Raw genomic sequence first — 19,783 nt, forward strand, 5'->3', positions numbered from 1 at the left:
TAGCAAGCGGCTATTTAACCATAAAATAGATTCATAAGGATAGGCAGAATAAGTAAAAGTGAGTTGTAAAAGCAGTTAGAGACAAATAAAAACGGCGGGGAAGGCCCGCCGTTTAGACATCGTTATCATCAGTAAACAGATAAGTTATCTGACGAGAGCTATAACAGTATCGCTTGAAACGATAGGGTCAACTGACATCATTACGCTCAATGAAGTAATCGCTACGATTGAGAAAATGAACAGTTTTCTTGCCCAGACCCGGTCGTCATTTTCGGTTTTGAAGCCCGAAATTGCCATACCTAGCCACCATAAGCTGACTGCTGCACCTACGATGAGGTACTTATAGCCCGCGTATCCACTGATAGCTAACATTAATGTTGCGACCATAAACGCTAGGATATACAGGAAGATGTGCGTTTTCGCGACGGAAATTCCTTTAATAACCGGTAACACAGGAATGTTTGCGGCTTTGTAATCCTTAAAGCGGAAGATAGCAATGGCATAAGAATGAGGCATTTGCCACAAACTGAATATCAATAATAGGATAAGTGCACCCATATCGAATTCATTTGTAACAGCGCAGTAACCGATAACTGGTGGTGCCGCGCCTGAAAGACTGCCAATCAGTGTGCCATAAACGGATTTACGTTTCATATATAGGCTATAAATACCTACATAAACAATGAAACCGATAACTGCAAGCAGCATTGCCAGAGCATTGGCTGCTACAAGTAGCAGCACCATACCAGCAATACCTAATGCAGCAGCGTAAATCAGGCTAACTTTCGGATCAATTAACCCTTTAACTAAAGGGCGATTCTTCGTTCTTTCCATGATACGGTCGATATCACGGTCGATGTAGTTGTTAAAAACACAACCAGAAGCCACGACCAGTGATACACCCAGCAAAGTCGCAACGAACAGTGGGTAATCAATTGACCCTTTTGAAGCCAATAAAAAACCACCGATCACAGAAATCAAGTTTCCGAATATAATTCCTGGTTTGGTCACTTGCAGGTATTGCTTAAACATATCGGCAACTCTTTAGTCGAGCATCATATTGATGTTCAGGTTGTACATAATCCACAGTGAGCCAATGACCACAATGCCAACAATAAGCATGGTGAACAGGAAGGCAACTAAATTCCAACGCTCATCTGATGATGTATTCATATGTAAGAAACAAACCAAATGAACCAGAATTTGCACAACCGCCATGCCCACAACAGTCCAAAGGATTGCTGAAGTTGACGCTGTACCTTCCATCACCATCCAGAAAGGGATCACTGTCAGGATAACTGATAGGATAAAGCCAATCAGGTATGTTTTAACGCTACCGTGGCTTGCTCCAGTGTGAGCATCTTTTGCATGACTCATTTAAATAGCCCCCAGAAGATAAACAACGGTAAATACACAGATCCACACAACGTCTAAGAAGTGCCAGAACAAGCTTAGGCAGTTTAAACGTGTTTTATTGACATCAGTTAGACCACGACGAGTAACTTGAATCATCATAATGATAATCCAAATTAAACCCGCAGTTACGTGTAGACCGTGAGTCGCAACAAGTGCGAAGAAGCCAGATAAGAAACCGCTACGGTCAGGACCAAAGCCCTCTGCAATCAGTTCATGGAACTCATAGACTTCCATGATAACGAAGCCTAGGCCTAACAGGAATGTCGCAAATAGCCATAAGTTAACAGCAGCAATCTTACCTTTATGCATCGCTATCATTGCGAAGCCGTAAGTGATACTACTCACTAACAGTAAGAAGGTTTCGCCTAATACGAACTTCAGACTGAAGATATCTTTACCAGCAGGACCGCCAGCAGTTCCATCGGCCAAAACAACATAGGTAGCAAACAAACAAGCAAACAGGATCAAGTCGCTCATAATATAGAGCCAGAAACCGAATACTTTTGTTCCACCTGCATCGTGGTGCCCATGCTCAGCATGGGCGATATTTTGGTTAGTCATTGTATTAGTTGACATCGTTCACACCTGCCTTACGCAATTCTTCAAAGTGCTTATTCTCGATTTCTTCGATTTCAGCCACAGGTACGTAGTAATCAACATCTTCGTCGAAGCTTTTTGCAATCCAAGTTACGATCATTCCACCGAAACCAATGATTGCGAGCCACCAGATGTGCCAGATCATTGCGAAACCTAAAACTAAGCTAAATGCAGCGATAATAACGCCTGCGCCTGTGTTTTTCGGCATATGAATTTCTTCATATGAAGTTGGTTTCTTATGAGCAAGGCCTTTCTCTTTCAGATCCCACCATGCATCGCGGGTTTGAACGTGTGGTTCAATCGCAAAGTTATAGAAAGGTGGTGGAGAAGATGTCGCCCACTCAAGTGTACGTCCACCCCATGGGTCACCGGTTAAATCACGGTTTTCATGACGGTCACGGATACTCACAATGATTTGGATAACTTGGCATGCAATACCGATTGCGATTAACGCAGCACCGCCTGCAGCAACAACTAACATTGTGTGGTAAGTCGGGTCAATATTCTGACTTAAACGACGGGTCATACCCATAAAGCCAAGAATGTACAGTGGCATAAAGGCTAAGAAGAAACCGATGATCCAGAACCAGAAGGCACGAACACCCCATTTCTCATTTAGCGTGAAGCCATACGCTTTCGGGAACCAGTAAGTCATACCCGCGAAGCACCCGAATACAACACCACCAATGATAACGTTATGGAAGTGAGCAATCAGGAATAGACTGTTATGCAGAACGAAGTTTGCACCTGGAACAGCAAGCAGAACACCAGTCATACCACCAACAGAGAAGGTGATGATGAAACCGATAGTCCACAGCATAGGTGATTTAAACTCGATACGGCCTTGGTACATGGTAAACAACCAGTTGAAGATCTTAACCCCTGTAGGGATTGCGATAATCATTGTGGCGATACCGAAGAAGGCGTTAACGTTCGCTCCTGAACCCATCGTAAAGAAGTGGTGCAACCAAACGATGAAGGACATAACGGTAATAACGATTGTCGCCCAAACTAATGAGGTATAACCGAATAAACGTTTTTTCGAGAAGGTTGCTGCAACTTCAGAGAATACACCGAACACTGGCAGAACAAGGATATACACCTCAGGGTGACCCCATGCCCAAATCAGGTTGATGTACATCATCATGTTGCCGCCCATATCATTAGTGAAGAAATGGGTGCCTAAATAACGGTCTAACGTCAGAAGCGTTAATGTAACAGTTAAGATAGGGAAAGCAGCAACAATCAATACGTTAGTACATAACGCAGCCCAGCTGAATACAGGCATTTTCATCATCGACATACCCGGCGTACGCATACGGATAATAGTCGCGATGAAGTTAACCCCTGTTAATAGTGTACCAATACCGGATATCTGGAGACTCCAGAGCCAGTAATCGACCCCGACCCCAGGGTTGTACTCCAAGCCGGATAATGGCGGATAAGCCAACCAACCAGTTTGTGCGAATTCACCTACCCCTAGAGAGATGTTGATTAACACAACACCAACAACAAAGAACCAGAAGCTCAATGAGTTAAGGAATGGGAACGCAACATCACGTGCACCAATTTGCAGAGGCACAACTAAGTTCATCAGACCAACAACGAATGGAGTTGCCATGAAGAAAATCATGATAACGCCGTGTGCGGTGAAGATTTGGTCATAGTGATGAGGATTCAAGAAACCCTCTTGGCCAGCAGAAGCAAGAACTTGCTGCCCACGCATCATGATAGCATCCGCGAAGCCACGGAATAACATAACCATTGCGACAATGATGTACATGACACCAATTTTCTTATGGTCAACAGAGGTTAACCATTCTTTCCACAACCACTTCCATTTACCAAAGTAAGAAATCACACCTACTAAGCCAAGTCCACCTAGGACAATAGCAATCAGGGTGACAACGATAATCGGCTCATGGAGCGGAATTGCATCTAGTGTTAATTTTCCGAACATGCCCTTATTCCTCAGCGCCAGCAGCATGAGCACTATGGCTCATTTGCATTGAATTGCCTGTAGCATCGTTATGGTCAGTCATTGAATGACTTTGATTTTCTACAGGAGCGTGACCTTTATGGTGCTCATGACCAAACTTCAGAACGATATCTTCATAAAGTTTAGGCTTCACGCTAGAGAAGTAGGTAACAGGAACGTTCATGCTTGGCTTAGCGACTTCGTCGAATGCCTGCATGGTATCCATTGTTTTAGGAGAAGCTTTTACCTTTTGAACCCACTCATCAAAACCTTGACGGTCTGGAGTTGCAATAGCATTGAACTTCATGTCAGAGAAACCGTGGCCACTGTAGCTTGCTGAGAAGCCTTTGTAGGTACCTGGTTCATTAGCGATTAAATGAAGTTTAGTTTGCATACCTGCCATCGCGTAGATTTGGCCACCTAAAGATGGAATGAAGAATGAGTTCATCACCGAATCTGACGTGATTTTGAAGTTAACTGGCACACCTGTAGGGAATGCGATTTCATTAACTGTTGCAATGCCTTGCTCTGGATAAATAAATATCCATTTCCAGTCAGCAGAAATAACTTCAATAGTGACAGGTTCCTGATCACTCACTAATGGCTGATACGGGTCCAGCTCATGTGTCGTCTTCCAAGTGATAGCACCTAGAATAATGATAATGATGATAGGAACGGTCCAGCAGACTAACTCAATTTTATTTGAGTGAGCCCAATTAGGACGGTAGGTTGCTGACGTGTTGGATTCACGGTATTTTCTTGCGAAGATAATCGTCATGAAAATAACAGGAATAACAACAAGTAGCATTAAGCCAATTGCAATAAGAATTAGCTCTTTTTGTTTAACGCCAACGGCGCCTTTTGGATCCATCAACACCATATCGCAACCACCTAGTAGTAAGGCAGCTACAACGAGTGAGATTGCTCCGATGCTTTTTTTGTAGTTCATAAGTCTCATCCACGACCCCAAATGACAAAGATTCTAATTGTCGTTTCATCAGTGCGGGCATTTTACGGTAAGGTTATGCGAGTGTAAATGATTGTAAGGCAAAGAAACTGAATTGTTAGCTCTTTATGTTAATATGATCACATGTAAAGAACTTATAAACAAAAAGTTAAAATTGATACGGATTATAAGTATGTATTGATAAAACTCTATTAATACTAAATTATCTTGGTAATTTTTCAAAGAAAAATATATACAAAAGAAATGAAAAAATAGTGAAACTGATATAAATGATTAGCAATTTGCTAAGGGAAATTACAGTTTTTATTGCCGATAAAGCTATTTTGGTTGCTTTATCGGCTAAATCATAAAGAAAAATTCTTATTTTACTGATAAAAATAAGAAAATAGTTAACTTCTGATGCAATGTTCTATAGTGCGCTAAAAGGTATACTTTAATGTATAAATGATTGCATCTTGATAGAAAGTATCTCCTAATTTATTATCAGCATAGCGGTATTGTACCCCTGCAGAAACATGGTTTGTTGCATTCCACCAAAAAGCGAGGGCGCCATTTATGCCATTACGCTTATCCCCGTTATAGCGTTTATTCCTCGCGAATTCCATTTCATGCCAGTTTGTTATCATGAAATTTTCTTCGAATACGCTGAAATTATAGCCAGCCACCCAACCTGCTACATATCCATTATTACCTGAATAGAATGTCTGGTCGGTGTAATTAAGAGCAATAAAAGGTTTAAACCATAAATCACCGAATGCAGTGTTATAACCAATACCATATAACGTATTCACATCGTGGAAATTACCACCATACTTGGCTCCAGGTAATGACCAAGTGCCATAAACGTGCCCGTATAGGTTGAAACCAGTATCACCTAAATAAAAGCGGCCTGTTGTTTTAATGGTATAGCGTTTATTTCGTCCTGAATCGGTGTGTTGGCTATGGAATGGGTTTTCGAGATCAAAAAAGCCATATAACTCACCCCAATTAAAATTGGCACCGCCTTCAAGCTCAATATAGGCAAAATCTTTCTTACGTGTCGTGTTTTCTGTTTTGGTTTCAGTACGATGTGACCAATCTAAATAGTTTACATTGACATCAGCAAAGCCATTTTTATAGCCAATAATATTGTCAGAATATGCCGTACCTGCTAGAGAAATTAAGGCGGTCATGTAAATGATTTTTTTCATATATAGATTATTTTCACTTATTGATTAATGGAATTTAGTAGTGCGTTAGTTATTAACACTTTAGCTAACCAATTTGTAACTTGTGATATATTAGACTTGAAAATTGTAATTAAGAAATATTTTACACGCATGAAGTGATCGCAATCACGATATTTAGATATTATTGCTTTGTTTTGCTATTTAGATCTAATTTATACAAAAGATCAAATTCCCTAAACAAATAAGCTTTGCTTAGGGAATTATGAAAAGAATGAGAAAGAGTATTGGGAGGGTTATTGCTGTACTGTTTTGCGAACGGCGAGGAAATCTAAACTACCACCAATAACTAAGCTGATAGCACCAATGCTAATACCAGTATTAAAAATAAGGTTTTGGTAGTGGGGTAAACTCAGCCAAAATTCAATGTGTGTCGTAAACAGATAAACTTTCATATCACTAAATGAAAATATAAGTAATGAAAGTAGCCAAATAGCAAGGAAGCTAACGGCAGTAATAAGAGCATAAACGGCAATGCGATACCCTTTCGCATACAGCTGACGCCGTTGAAACAACCCTGTTGTTTGTGTGTAGATTAAGGATGTCCGACAAGCTAATAAAAGCAAAACACCAGGGACTGCAACTGCGATCGAAATAAGGTAGAACAGTGGCCAGCCATAATTACTGACAAAAATACTTGCGACTGGGCCAATATAAACACGACCAACGGCGGAAAGAGCAGAAAGAAGTGCAAACTGCGTTGCGGATAGCGACTTATTACATAGTGTCATTAATAGGGCGACAAAAGCGGCGGTTCCCATACCAGAGAAGATATTTTCTAGAAAGATAATCGACCCCATGGTTAAGATATGGGGCGGTGTTATCGCTAAGAACCAATAGCCTATATTAGAGCCGCCTTGTAGAAGCCCAAAAATAAATAGAGCTTTAAATAAGCTCATATTTTTCATGAGGTAACCACCAAGTAACGCTCCAACAATAGTTGCAGCCATACCAACAGTTTTATTGACGGTACCCACTTCGCTTAAACTAAAACCAAGAGCATTTAATAGAAAGTTAGTATTAAGCGCCATGACAAAGGCATCACCGAGCTTGTAAAAAACTAACAGTAGTAAGATTAGCCAAGCATTGTTTCGGCTAAAGAATTCAGCGAGTGGTTCGTATATTGCTTTTTTTAGTGATGTTGGTGCAGCGCAGCTTTCTTCGGGTTCTTTCGCGAGTAATGTTGCGATAACGCCGATAATCATCAGCCCTGCCATGACTAAATATAGTTGTTTCCACGTTAAAAACTTATCCGCTAACCAAAGAGCAAGGCCGCCTGAAACTAACATGCTGATCCGGTAACCCATAACTGAGGTTGCAGCACCAATTCCGCGTTCTTCCGCACTCAGTAAATCAGTTTTATAGGCATCAAAAACAATGTCTTGTGAGGCTGAACAAAATGCAACAGTAACCGCTAGCGCAGCAAGGTACCACAAATGCTCTGAGGGGTTCATAAAGCCCATAGCGGCAATGCTGATAATCAACAGAATTTGCGTGGTTAATAGCCATCCTCTTCGACGACCAAGAAAGGGCGGAGTATAGCGGTCCATCATTGGGGACCAAAGAAATTTCAACACATAAGCCTGTCCGACTAATGAAAAGAAACCAATAGTTTTAATATCGACATTTTCAACAGTTAGCCAAGCTTGTAATGTACCTGCAGTTAAAGCTAAAGGTAGACCAGAAACAAAGCCTAAAAGGATTAAAGTGATGTTATTTGGTAGAGTAAAACGAGGCATTATTTCCCTCTAAGCCAGTGTGATATTGCTGCAATACATTGCGCTGCAGAGGTATTGGCTGCGCTATGCTACCCAAGCTCAATCAGTGAGAGCTTAGGTAGCTTAATACTTAATGATAATGATTGCTCAGTTAATAGCGTGAATTTTGTCTGATAAAATCGGTGATTTCTTGGTCTGTTGCCATATCTGCAATTAAATCAGTGAGTGCGCTATTGATAGCTGTTGCTATCTTGTCATTATTGGCTGCTAATAACTCTTGTGTATTAAAATTGCGGGTAAATGAACGTGTTTTTGTCGAACCATTTGGGGCTGTTGCAATAATACTCACACTGGAGTTTACGGTAATATTATGGCGCAAGCTGCCTTCACTGACTTTGGTATCGAGTTTATTCAATTGAACGACTAGATTCACATTTGCTGGTGATGTCACCATAAAGCCACGTGCAGCCATTTGTTTTTCGACGGCTTCTTGCATCAGATAACGAGGATCGCGTGAAGGGTTCAGTACGACTAAACTGCCATTGCGGTTGACTTCCGCTAAGGATTTATTCGTACGATTGTCTACACTGCTAACACTGATTGAAGTTGCATTCAGTGTGGGGTTTTTTGCAGGTAAAGCTATCTTAGGCTCAAGTGATAATGTATTGCTGCTGGTTGCACAGCCCGCAAGAAGAAATAACCCTAAAAGTGGAAAACACAGTTTTCTTAACATAATTTTTTCCAGTTCATCTTTCCTAATTGAAAATGTTTCGTTATGGTGCGGGTAGCCGTCGTTCAATATAAAGCTTAGCGGCTTATTTATCCTGAACTATTAGACAACAATTTTTGAATAAATTCGCATCAATGTGCCGCTATCATAACATTGGCAAGTTATTATCGGATATTTCTATAATAAGAAGATAGCAATAATCAACACGTACAATAAAAGATAATTGCCTCTGAGCATAATTTTTAATTAAGGAGCATTTTATGGTCGCTAATGCAGCTCAAAGTATGCAATCTCTCGTGAGCAAAAAATTACAAGCTGCTTTCGAACCTACACATTTGGAGGTAATTAATGAAAGCCACCAACACAATGTGTTACCGGGCTCTGAAAGCCATTTCAAAGTTATTTTAGTGAGTGATAAATTTGAAAATAAACGAATGCTTGCCCGCCACCGCGAAATTTATGCTATTTTAGCCAGCGAATTATCGGGAGGGATCCATGCCCTTGCTTTGCATACATATACGCAACAAGAGTGGAATGAGCTTGCTGACACTGCGTTAAAATCACCTGCTTGTCGTGGTGTCGGCGGTGTTAATCGGTAATTTTTCGTTTCAGTTAATACACTGAGACTATGCTGTACTTAATCAGCTATGCTCGATGATGAGCTTGGTGAATGTTTTTTCTTCAAATTAGGTGAAAAAACAAAAAATTTAGTCAGAAAAGTCACAAATAATGAGGAAAAAACGCTTCTTTTCTCAGCTTTTCTCGACTCAGGGCGCATGCATCGGTATAATGCTGCGTCTAATTTTCAGTAAGGTTTCGGGACGCTTCTGATATCAGGGATTGACCGTTACGAAAGTAACGCCCCCGGTTCTGGAAGGGAGACAGCCGTTATGATTTAATGGCATAACTCTGGAGTAGACCGATCACTAAGATTTATTTTGAGGTAAGAAGATGCAAGTTTCTGTTGAAACGACTCAAGGCCTTGGGCGTCGTGTAACAATCACCGTTCCTGCCACTGATATTGAAAAAGCAGTTAATAGCGAATTAGTTAGTGTTGCTAAAAAAGTACGTGTTGATGGTTTCCGTAAAGGGAAAGTACCAATGAACATCGTTAAACAGCGTTACGGCGCGTCTGTTATGCAAGACGTTCTGGGCGATGTAATGCAACGTAACTTCATCAACGCAATTATTGAACAAAAAATCAATCCAGCGGGTGCGCCTAGCTACAAACCTGAGCAACTCGAAGACGGTAAAGATTTTGTTTATTCAGTTGAATTCGAAGTTTACCCAGAAATCGAATTAACAGGTTTAGAAACGATTGAAGTTGAAAAACCAGCTGTATCTGTAAAAGATGAAGATCTGGAAAACATGTTAGAAACTCTGCGTAAGCAACAAGCGCAGTGGAAAGAAGTTGAAGCGGCAGCAGAAGCTGACTCTCGCATCACTATCAACTTTACCGGTTCTATCGATGGTGAAGAATTCGAAGGCGGAAAAGCAGAAGATTTCGCACTCGTTATGGGCGAAGGTCGTATGATCCCAGGCTTCGAAGAAGGTGTTGTTGGTCATAAAGCGGGTGAAGAATTCGATATCGAAGTTAACTTCCCAGAAGACTACCATGCTGAAAACCTGAAAGGTAAAGCGGCGAAATTTGCTATTGTTCTGAAGAAAGTAGAACAACGTGAACTGCCTGAATTCACTGAAGAATTCATCAAGCGTTTTGGTATCGCTGATGGTTCTTTAGATGGCCTGCGTGCAGAAGTACGTAAAAACATGGAGCGTGAGCTGAAAAATGCCGTGCGTAACCGTGTTAAAGCACAAGTTCTTGATGGCTTAATCAAAGCTAACGACATCGAAGTTCCAGCAGCAGTTGTTGATGGTGAAATTGATGTTCTGCGTCGTCAAGCGGCACAGCGTTTTGGTGGCGACGAAAAACAAGCGATGGAATTACCTCGTGAACTGTTTGAAGAACAAGCAAAACGTCGCGTAGTGATCGGTCTGCTGTTAGGCGAAGTGATCAACAAAAACGAACTGAAAGCTGACGAAGATCGCGTTAAAGCGCTGATCGAGGAAATGGCTTCTGCGTATGAAGATCCAGCTGAAGTTATCGAATACTACAGCAAAAACGAAGAGCTGATGAATAGCGTTCGTAACTTAGCTTTAGAAGAACAAGCTGTTGAAACTGTATTGGCTGTTGCTAAAGTGACAGAAAAAGAAACTAACTTCACTGAACTGATGAACCAAGTTCAAGCAGGTTAATTCTTTCTTGCTGTACAAAATAATGAAACCCGTGGTGTAATACTACGGGTTTTTTGTCAATTAAAGCCTTTAAATTATCACTTTAGCGAATTTAATTAGGATACCCTTGAAAAACACATTTAAACCCTAATTATATTATCTATACTTCAAGTAGTCTAAGTGGGGCTTTAATTGCAATTTGAACTATTTTGAATAGCTTAATATTGTAGAAAATAGTGATATTAACCAATCGAGTTATTTCGTCATTTTTGAAAATCAAGTATGGTTTTCTAATGGTATAATTCCGTGTAACCCAATAGACTTGTGTTAAACTCTTTTACAGAGCGTCTTGTTTACTGCAGCATACTTAGCTGCATTTTCTTCTTATTTCGCCAGTTGCTTGGTTAAATATTAGCTAAACTAGAAAATAAGAGAATTGAAAGAGCCTGCAGACACAGGAATTTTTTAAAACCGTTGTTTGTGGCATGATCTCTGCTCAAAATAGCAGGCAGACAGCAAATTAGGCGCAAGCACCGGAACGTTTTTAATAGGAGATTTCGATGTCACATTTTGGCAGTCAGGAACAATTAGCATCTCAAATGGCCCTTGTGCCTATGGTCATAGAGCAAACTTCTCGTGGTGAGCGCTCGTATGATATTTACTCACGTCTATTAAAAGAACGTATTATCTTCCTGACTGGTCAAGTGGAAGACCATATGGCGAATTTAATCGTCGCTCAGATGTTATTCCTTGAAGCAGAAAACCCTGAAAAAGATATTCATTTGTATATTAATTCACCGGGTGGCGTTATTACCGCAGGAATGTCAATTTACGATACGATGCAGTTTATCAAGCCTGATGTAAGTACTATTTGTATGGGACAAGCTTGTTCCATGGGGGCTTTTTTATTGACGGCGGGTACCAAAGGTAAACGTTTCTGCTTACCAAATTCACGCGTGATGATCCACCAACCATTAGGGGGTTATCAAGGTCAAGCGTCAGATATCGAAATTCATGCTCAAGAAATTCTTAAAGTGAAATCTCGAATGAACGAGCTAATGGCTCTACATACTGGTAAATCCATTGAAGAAATTACTCGAGACACAGAGCGTGACCGCTTCTTATCTGCAAATGAAGCAAAAGAGTATGGTTTAGTCGACCAAATTTATAGTAGCCGTTAATGGGTTAACTTTTGGTATAATTAGTTCATACCATAAACTATTTTAAAGAAAATCGTTGTTTTGTTTTTTAATTGAATGAAAACAAAACAATATGGATAAAAGTGAGGTCAACTGATGACAGATAAACGCAAAGAGGGGACAGGAAAACTGCTTTACTGCTCTTTCTGCGGAAAAAGTCAGCATGAAGTTCGTAAGCTGATTGCCGGTCCGTCAGTCTATATTTGTGATGAATGCGTAGATTTATGTCTCGATATCATCCGTGAAGAAATAAAAGAACTTACGCCGCATCGCGAGCGTAGTGAGCTGCCTACGCCACATGAAATCCGACAGCATCTTGACGACTATGTCATCGGCCAAGAAAAAGCGAAGAAAGTCTTAGCGGTTGCGGTATATAACCATTACAAGCGCTTGCGTAATGGTGATAAAACCAGTGATGGTGTTGAATTAGGCAAAAGTAATATTTTGCTAATTGGCCCAACCGGTAGTGGTAAAACGCTTTTAGCTGAAACTTTAGCACGTTATTTGGATGTACCATTTACAATGGCTGATGCAACGACATTAACTGAAGCTGGTTATGTCGGTGAAGACGTTGAAAATATTATTCAAAAATTACTACAAAAGTGCGATTACGATGTTGAAAAAGCTCAGCGTGGTATCGTATATATTGATGAAATTGATAAAATTTCACGTAAATCAGATAACCCATCAATTACCCGTGACGTTTCTGGTGAAGGTGTGCAACAAGCCCTTCTGAAACTAATCGAGGGAACGATTGCAGCAGTACCGCCACAAGGGGGACGTAAACACCCTCAGCAAGAGTTCTTGCAGGTTGATACCTCAAAAATCCTCTTTATTTGTGGTGGGGCATTTGCAGGGCTCGATAAAGTAATTGGCCAGCGTTTAAATACCCGTTCAGGTATCGGTTTTGCTGCCGAAGTGAAAGGTGAATCAGATAAAGCAACGGAAGGTGAGTTATTAACTCAGGCAGAGCCAGAAGATTTAATTAAATTTGGTTTAATTCCTGAATTTATTGGCCGTTTACCTGTTGTTGCAACATTAACTGAATTAAGTGAAGAAGCATTAATTCAGATTCTGCAAGAGCCTAAAAACGCTTTAACTAAACAATATCAAGCCTTATTTAGCCTTGAAAATACTGAACTCGAATTCCGTGAAGAAGCACTAAAAGCAATAGCTAAGAAAGCTATGGCACGTAAAACCGGAGCTCGTGGTTTACGCTCTATTGTTGAAGCTGCATTGTTAAATACGATGTATGACCTTCCTTCAATGAGTGATGTTGAAAAAGTTGTCGTTGATGAAAACGTCATTAACGAACAATCAGAACCGCTATTGATATATAGCAAACCTGATGCTCAAGCTTCTGGCGATAACTAATCCCATATAAAACGTTCAATAGTTAATCAAACGAAATGAGGGGTTTCCCTCATTTTGTTTTTTATGTTCAACTAGCCATTGAATGCTAAAATCTTGTCCCCATATAGTTTATATTCTGAGGTGTGGTTTCCTTGTTCTAAAAAGTAATTTTAAAACAAGAGATAGAAACCCTTAAACTAGCGTGAGCTAAACGAAGAGAGAGCTTTATGAATCCTGAGCGTTCCGAACGCATTGAAATACCAGTATTGCCTCTGCGTGATGTAGTGGTATACCCACATATGGTGATCCCACTGTTTGTTGGACGTGAAAAATCCATTCACAGTCTGGAAGCAGCGATGGATCATGACAAGCAGGTAATGCTGGTTGCGCAAAAAGAAGCCTCGACTGATGAGCCAGGGGTGAATGATTTATTTGCTGTCGGTACAGTCGCATCCGTTATTCAGATGCTAAAACTGCCTGATGGCACCGTTAAAGTCCTCGTTGAAGGTCTACGACGCGCACGTATTACCAGTTTGACAGATAATGGCGAATATTTCTTAGCGCAAGCAGAATATTTAGCTGCAGAGCAAAATAATGAATCTGAACACGCAGCGTATGATGAAGCGACAGCGGGTTCTCAATCATCAGACGCACTTGATGAAAAAGAAAACGAAGTGTTGTACCGCACTATCGTTAGTCAGTTCGAAAGTTATATAAAACTGAATAAAAAGATTCCACCTGAAGTATTAACCGCGTTACATGCGATTGAACAAGATCAGCTAGACAAATTGGCAGATACCATTGCCTCTCACATGCCACTAAAATTAGCGGATAAACAACGCGTTTTAGAAATGGCAAATATCGCAGAGCGTGTAGAGTTTTTGATGGCCATGATGGAGTCAGAAACTGAGCTGCTGCAAGTGGAAAAACGTATCCGCAATCGTGTTAAAAAACAGATGGAAAAAAGCCAGCGTGAGTATTATCTGAATGAGCAAATGAAAGCCATTCAGAAAGAGCTGGGTGAAATGGACGATGCGCCAGACGAATATGAATCGCTAAAACGTAAAATCGAAGAAGCGAAAATGCCAAAAGAGGCACAAGAGAAAGCAGAAGCAGAATTGCAGAAGCTGAAAATGATGTCGCCAATGTCAGCAGAAGCTACTGTTGTCCGTAGCTATATTGATTGGATGGTGCAGGTACCATGGCATAAACGTAGTAAAGTCAAAAAAGACTTAGTTAAAGCTCAAGAAGTGTTAGATACCGATCACTACGGTTTAGAGCGTGTGAAAGACCGTATTTTAGAGTATCTGGCAGTGCAAAGCCGCGTCAGTAAAATTAAAGGGCCAATCCTCTGTCTGGTTGGGCCTCCGGGCGTGGGTAAAACCTCTTTGGGGCAATCTATTGCCAAGGCTACTGGTCGTCAATACACTCGTATGGCATTAGGTGGGGTGCGTGATGAAGCTGAAATTCGCGGTCACCGTCGTACCTATATCGGTTCAATGCCAGGTAAGCTGATTCAAAAGATGGCAAAAGTAGGGGTCAAAAACCCACTATTTTTATTGGATGAAATTGATAAAATGTCATCTGATATGCGTGGTGACCCAGCCTCTGCATTATTAGAGGTGCTTGATCCAGAACAAAATATTGCCTTTAACGATCACTACTTGGAAGTGGATTACGATTTGTCTGATGTGATGTTTGTTGCAACATCCAACTCGATGAATATTCCAGCACCATTGTTAGATCGTATGGAAGTCATCCGTCTTTCTGGCTATACAGAAGATGAAAAACTGAATATTGCGAAAAAACATTTGCTGTCTAAGCAGATTGAACGTAACGCATTGAAAAAGAATGAGTTAGCTATCGATGATAGTGCTTTAATGAGCATTATTCGTTATTACACTCGTGAAGCTGGAGTTCGTGGTTTAGAGCGTGAAATCTCTAAATTGTGTCGTAAAGCGGTTAAAGCGCTGCTCATGGACAAAAAGCTTAAGCACATTGAAATCAACGCTGATAACCTGAAAGATTATCTGGGTGTTCGCCGTTTTGATTATGGCCAAGCAGACACAGAAAACCGTGTTGGGCAAGTTACAGGCCTTGCTTGGACTGAAGTTGGTGGTGACTTACTGACTATTGAAACTGCATGTGTGCCAGGCAAAGGCAAACTAACTTATACCGGTTCTTTAGGTGAAGTCATGCAGGAGTCTATCCAAACGGCATTAACGGTTGTTAGAGCTCGAGCAGAAAAACTGGGTATAAATAGTGATTTCTATGAAAAACGTGATATTCATGTTCACGTACCAGAAGGCGCTACACCAAAAGATGGCCCGAGTGCGGGTATTGCGATGTCAACCGCTTTAGTCTCTTGCTTAACGGGTAATCCAGTTAGAGCTGACGTAGCAATGACAGGTGAAATTACTTTAAGAGGTTTAGTTTTCCCGATAGGCGGCCTGAAAGAAAAATTATTGGCTGCACACCGCGGAGGGATTAAAACCGTATTAATCCCTAAAGAAAACGAACGTGATTTAGAGGAAATTCCTCAAAATGTGATCGCGGATCTCGAAATTCATCCGGTGAAAACAATTGAAGAAGTTCTTTCTTTAGCTTTAGTTAACCCTCCTTTTGGGGCAGAAGTAGTTAAAAAGAAAGCTAAAAGAGTGAGCTGAATCAAGAAGTTTGTATAAAATTAAGACTGACAGCTAATTTAGGGCTTGTCAGTCTTTTTTTTCATCGCTAATTTAACGATGATTCTGATAATTGTTTGTATGCAATCTGTTCTCTTGCCATTGGTAATCAGGATTGATATAACGGCTGCATCATTAATTAACTATACTAATAACTGCTATAGTTAATTAAGAGATTTATAGTCCAACTAATATGGGGATGATAAGAGTGAATAAAGCTCAACTGATTGATCAAATCGCTTCTGATGCGAATATTTCTAAAGCTGCAGCAGGTCGTGTTGTTGACGCGTTCGTTGCTACTGTAACAGGTTCTCTGAGTAAAGGGGATGATGTTGCTCTAGTTGGCTTTGGGACTTTCTCTGTTCGTGAGCGTGCAGCACGTACAGGCCGTAACCCTCAAACGGGTAAAGAAATTAAAATAGCTGCGGCGAAAGTTCCTGCTTTCCGTCCAGGCAAGGGTCTTAAAGACGCTGTAAATAGCTAATTAGGTATTTAAGTTTGTCTTTCTCGTAATTTTGCGAAAACTCAAACTGACGGAATGTCTTTAATCAGCTAATATATAAGCGCACCATTGAAATGGTGCGCTTTTTTTTCTTTCTGAGTTAAGATTAGCGTATTATCAGGAAATTGAATTCAACAAAGCGGAGTTAAGCCTTTTTATGATGGAAAATTTACGCACAAAGGCGAATAGTCCTTTGCTCAAAATAATACTGGCGCTGATTATCCTTTCATTCGTGTTGGGTGGCGTTATGATGGGGGGCCTCGGTGGCAACAATGCAAATAATGCAGCTGAAGTTAACGGGCAATCAATAAGCCGCGAACAGCTACAGCAGGCTTTTCAACAAGAACGCCAATCATTACAAGAGTACCTAGGGGATAAATTCTCAGAAGTCGCTAGTAATGAAGAAAGTATGAATTTACTGCGTCGTCAAGCTCTTGATAACTTGATTAACAATGAACTGATTAATCAGTATGCTAATGAATTACAGCTCTCAGCAAGTGACCAGCAAATTGAGCAATATATTTTCTCAATGCCTGTTTTCCAGACAGATGGCCGGTTTGATAGCGAAAAATATCGTGAGATCTTAAGTCGTAACAACATTAACGCGGATAGCCTTGCGGCTCAAATTCGCCAAGACCTTACACGAGCTCAGTTAGGAAAAACCTTTACTGGAACGGATTTCGCTTTACCATCAGAAGTTAAAGCATATGCTGAATTATTTATGCAAGAACGTGAAATTCGTACTGCAATCTTAGATTTAGCAGAGGTTCAAGCAAAACAAACAGCTTCTGAAGAAGAATTAAAAGCCTACTATGATGCCAACCAAAATAGCTTTATCTCACCTGAGAAAGTACAAGTAAGCTATGTTGAAATGGATGCAGCATCAATGCCGCCAGCGACAGTGTCAGCTGAAGAAGTAAAAGCGTATTATGATCAAAACCTGAAAAATTATACTCAGGCAGAGCAAAAACAGTACAGCATGATTCAGGTAGCTTCAGAAAAAGAAGCAAATGATATTCTGAATGAATTAAAACAAGGTGCGGACTTTGCAACACTGGCAACTGAAAAATCAACGGATAAATTCAGTGCAGGACAAAAAGGCTTGATTGGTTGGATGGAAGCGGCATCAACGCCAAGCGAAATTGTGGACGCAAAATTAACAGAAAAAGGGCAACTTTCGGCACCTGTTAAATCACAAAATAGTTATGTTATCTTTCGCTTAGATGATATTAAACCTGAATCTATTAAACCGTTTGAGCAAGTTGAAGAAAGTATTAAAACTAGCTTACTTCAAGATAAAAACATTAAACAATTCTATGACTTACAGCAGAAGGTTAGTGAGGCTGCCACGAGTGATATGGAATCATTAGTTTCGGTTGAATCTGTATCTGGTTTGAAAGCTGTGACAACGGATTGGTTTGATAGAACAAATCCGCCTGCCGCACTTAATTTCCCTAAAGTGGTCAGTGAAGTATTTAGCGACCGTTTAGTGGATAAAAATGGTTCTAAAGGGATCAACTCAGATGTTATTAACGTTGAAGGGGACCGTGCATTTGTTGTGCGTGTAACAGAGTACAAACCTGAAAGCGTTGAACCTTTTGATAAGGTTAAGTCCGAAATTGAAACTCTGGTTAAGCGCCAAAAAGCGGATGCAGAGTTGAAAGCTACGAGTGATAAACTTCTTGCTGAGTTAAATGCGGGTAAAGGAACTGAAGCTCTAAATGCGGCGGGTGTTAAATTTTCCGATACTCAAACTGTTTCTCGTTTAATGCCACAAACAGCGCTTATTAATGCAACGATGGAAATGCCGCAACCTGCTGATGGTAAACCAAGTTATGCACTTGCGCGTGATGAGTCCGATAACTATGTGCTTATTCAACTAGATAAAGTTACGCTAGGCCAACCGACGGAAGATGAGTTAAAGCAACTGACTCGTGAATACCAAGGTGCTATGAGTTCTGCGGTCAATGAAGCTCTGATGCTTAACTTGCGTGAGAATGCAAAAATTGAAGTGCTGAATATTGAGTAATTGCGAGCAGCTTTGCAAGTAAAATTGTAACTTCATGAATAGAAGGCCACCTTTGGGTGGCCTTTCGTATTTTCAGTATTATTGAAAAGTGTTCCGTATTTTTCTATGGCATCGTTGTGTCTCAACATACACAGGAGAACAAATATGTTATGGAATTCAGTCAATAAATGCAGATTAGGTATTGTTCTGCTCCTTTCTTTATTATGCTCACTCTCTTCTTTTTCTTTGGCTAAGAAAATTGAGCCAGAAAAAGCCACTGCGGCTGTCATTCAAGAAAAACAAGTAAGTAATAACTCACCATCAACGAGCCATGGCCCGTCTGACAAAGTGAATATCAACTTAGCGGGTGAAGAAGAACTTGCAGAAAAACTTACTGGTATAGGTAGGCAAAAAGCGAAAGCAATCGTTGAATATAGGCAAAAATATGGTGCTTTTAATTCCATTGAAAATATTTTAGAAGTTCAGGGGATAGGTCCTGCATTTTTAGAAAAGAATAAAGATAAGTTAACTTTGTAACTAAAATCCCCCATACAGAGTATGGGGGTAATATATTAAAGGTTAATAATTAAGCAGAAAACTAAGCTTTTTATAAATAATTTGCGAGCTAAGTCTTATTATTGATAATCATTCAGCACATTTTCCGTACATTTGTTATTTTTATGTTATTAAAAAATAAACTGGTCGGAGTAGTTATGACAACACACATTAAAGTTCATGGTTATCATATAGATATTTTTCAACATGTTAATAATGCACGTTACTTAGAATTCTACGAAGCGGACCGCTGGGAATGGATGAATAAGCGTAATTTCATTAGTTGGGCGATAAAAAACAATTTAACAATGGCTGCGGTGAATATTAATGTAAATTATATCCAAGGCGTCTTGCTTGGTGATGAGCTGACAGTAGTGACTCGAATGGATAAAATCGGTACTAAAAGCGCAGTCTGTTATCAACAAATAATTCGCAATAAAGCAGGGGCTCAAGAGGTAGTTTCTGATGCTTATGTGACATTTGTATTTATCGATAACATAGAGAATAAAGCGATTGTTATTGATGAACAATTGCGTGAGAAACTAGAGTCATTCAAAGTAGGTTCTGAAGACTTTATTCAAAATTAGCCTACCTAGCTTGAATCGTTATGAATAA

The 19,783-nt window shown here is 40.2% G+C and carries 17 protein-coding genes; 9 read left to right on the forward strand and 8 right to left on the reverse strand.

What is annotated here, in order from left to right:
* Positions 1–144: 144 nt before the first annotated feature.
* The 8 genes from cyoE to FVA72_RS03845 all read right to left on the reverse strand — a co-directional run bounded on the left by cyoE (position 145) and on the right by FVA72_RS03845 (position 8,635).
* Positions 145–1,032, reverse strand: coding sequence for a heme o synthase (gene cyoE / locus FVA72_RS03810; protein WP_004905461.1), 888 nt, complete (start codon positions 1,030–1,032; stop codon positions 145–147).
* Positions 1,033–1,044: 12 nt separating this feature from the next.
* A complete protein-coding gene (locus tag FVA72_RS03815) occupies positions 1,045–1,377 on the reverse strand; it encodes a cytochrome o ubiquinol oxidase subunit IV (protein ID WP_004905459.1) in 333 nt (110 codons plus the stop codon).
* Complete coding sequence (locus tag FVA72_RS03820; RefSeq protein WP_042846920.1) at positions 1,378–1,992, reverse strand: cytochrome o ubiquinol oxidase subunit III; 615 nt, start codon at positions 1,990–1,992, stop codon at positions 1,378–1,380.
* Positions 1,982–3,973, reverse strand: coding sequence for a cytochrome o ubiquinol oxidase subunit I (gene cyoB / locus FVA72_RS03825; protein ID WP_036958554.1), 1,992 nt, complete (start codon positions 3,971–3,973; stop codon positions 1,982–1,984). Before cyoB ends, FVA72_RS03820 begins: the two co-directional genes overlap by 11 nt.
* A 4-nt stretch (positions 3,974–3,977) precedes the next feature.
* Complete coding sequence (cyoA, locus tag FVA72_RS03830; RefSeq protein WP_004905454.1) at positions 3,978–4,949, reverse strand: cytochrome o ubiquinol oxidase subunit II; 972 nt, start codon at positions 4,947–4,949, stop codon at positions 3,978–3,980.
* A 428-nt stretch (positions 4,950–5,377) separates the two neighbouring features.
* The gene (locus tag FVA72_RS03835) at positions 5,378–6,148 is read right to left on the reverse strand and encodes an outer membrane protein OmpK (protein WP_094962140.1); all 771 of its coding nucleotides are present in this window, start codon (positions 6,146–6,148) and stop codon (positions 5,378–5,380) included.
* Positions 6,149–6,420: 272 nt separating this feature from the next.
* Entirely contained in the window at positions 6,421–7,923 is a 1,503-nt protein-coding gene (gene ampG, locus FVA72_RS03840; protein ID WP_004905450.1) for a muropeptide MFS transporter AmpG, read from the reverse strand.
* 130 nt (positions 7,924–8,053) lie between these two features.
* The gene (locus FVA72_RS03845) at positions 8,054–8,635 is read right to left on the reverse strand and encodes a YajG family lipoprotein (protein WP_036958553.1); all 582 of its coding nucleotides are present in this window, start codon (positions 8,633–8,635) and stop codon (positions 8,054–8,056) included.
* Between the two features lie 257 nt (positions 8,636–8,892).
* Here FVA72_RS03845 and bolA point away from each other — a divergent pair, with 257 nt between their 5' ends.
* The 9 genes from bolA to FVA72_RS03890 all read left to right on the forward strand — a co-directional run bounded on the left by bolA (position 8,893) and on the right by FVA72_RS03890 (position 19,755).
* On the forward strand, positions 8,893–9,231 hold the full coding sequence (gene bolA / locus FVA72_RS03850; protein WP_110592392.1) for a transcriptional regulator BolA: 339 nt from the start codon (positions 8,893–8,895) through the stop codon (positions 9,229–9,231).
* A gap of 352 nt (positions 9,232–9,583) precedes the next feature.
* A complete protein-coding gene (gene tig / locus FVA72_RS03855) occupies positions 9,584–10,888 on the forward strand; it encodes a trigger factor (RefSeq protein ID WP_004905445.1) in 1,305 nt (434 codons plus the stop codon).
* Positions 10,889–11,427: 539 nt separating this feature from the next.
* Positions 11,428–12,048: an ATP-dependent Clp endopeptidase proteolytic subunit ClpP gene (gene clpP, locus FVA72_RS03860; protein ID WP_004905443.1), complete on the forward strand. Its 621-nt coding sequence runs from the start codon at positions 11,428–11,430 to the stop codon at positions 12,046–12,048.
* A gap of 114 nt (positions 12,049–12,162) precedes the next feature.
* A complete protein-coding gene (clpX, locus tag FVA72_RS03865; protein WP_004905441.1) occupies positions 12,163–13,440 on the forward strand; it encodes an ATP-dependent protease ATP-binding subunit ClpX in 1,278 nt (425 codons plus the stop codon).
* A gap of 206 nt (positions 13,441–13,646) precedes the next feature.
* Positions 13,647–16,085, forward strand: a complete 2,439-nt coding sequence (lon, locus tag FVA72_RS03870) for an endopeptidase La (protein WP_110592391.1) — start codon at positions 13,647–13,649, stop codon at positions 16,083–16,085.
* 226 nt (positions 16,086–16,311) lie between these two features.
* Positions 16,312–16,587 carry a nucleoid-associated protein HU-beta gene (gene hupB, locus FVA72_RS03875; RefSeq protein ID WP_004914513.1) on the forward strand — a complete coding sequence of 92 codons (276 nt, stop codon included), beginning with the start codon at positions 16,312–16,314 and terminating at the stop codon, positions 16,585–16,587.
* A 175-nt stretch (positions 16,588–16,762) separates the two neighbouring features.
* Positions 16,763–18,634, forward strand: a complete 1,872-nt coding sequence (gene ppiD / locus FVA72_RS03880) for a peptidylprolyl isomerase (RefSeq protein WP_110592390.1) — start codon at positions 16,763–16,765, stop codon at positions 18,632–18,634.
* Positions 18,635–18,778: 144 nt separating this feature from the next.
* Positions 18,779–19,150 carry a ComEA family DNA-binding protein gene (locus FVA72_RS03885; protein WP_096864789.1) on the forward strand — a complete coding sequence of 124 codons (372 nt, stop codon included), beginning with the start codon at positions 18,779–18,781 and terminating at the stop codon, positions 19,148–19,150.
* Positions 19,151–19,326: 176 nt separating this feature from the next.
* Positions 19,327–19,755: an acyl-CoA thioesterase gene (locus FVA72_RS03890; RefSeq protein ID WP_036958551.1), complete on the forward strand. Its 429-nt coding sequence runs from the start codon at positions 19,327–19,329 to the stop codon at positions 19,753–19,755.
* The last annotated feature ends 28 nt before the right edge of the window (positions 19,756–19,783 follow it).

This window comes from Providencia sp. PROV061 (assembly GCF_011045655.1).
Classification (GTDB): Bacteria; Pseudomonadota; Gammaproteobacteria; order Enterobacterales; family Enterobacteriaceae; genus Providencia; species Providencia hangzhouensis.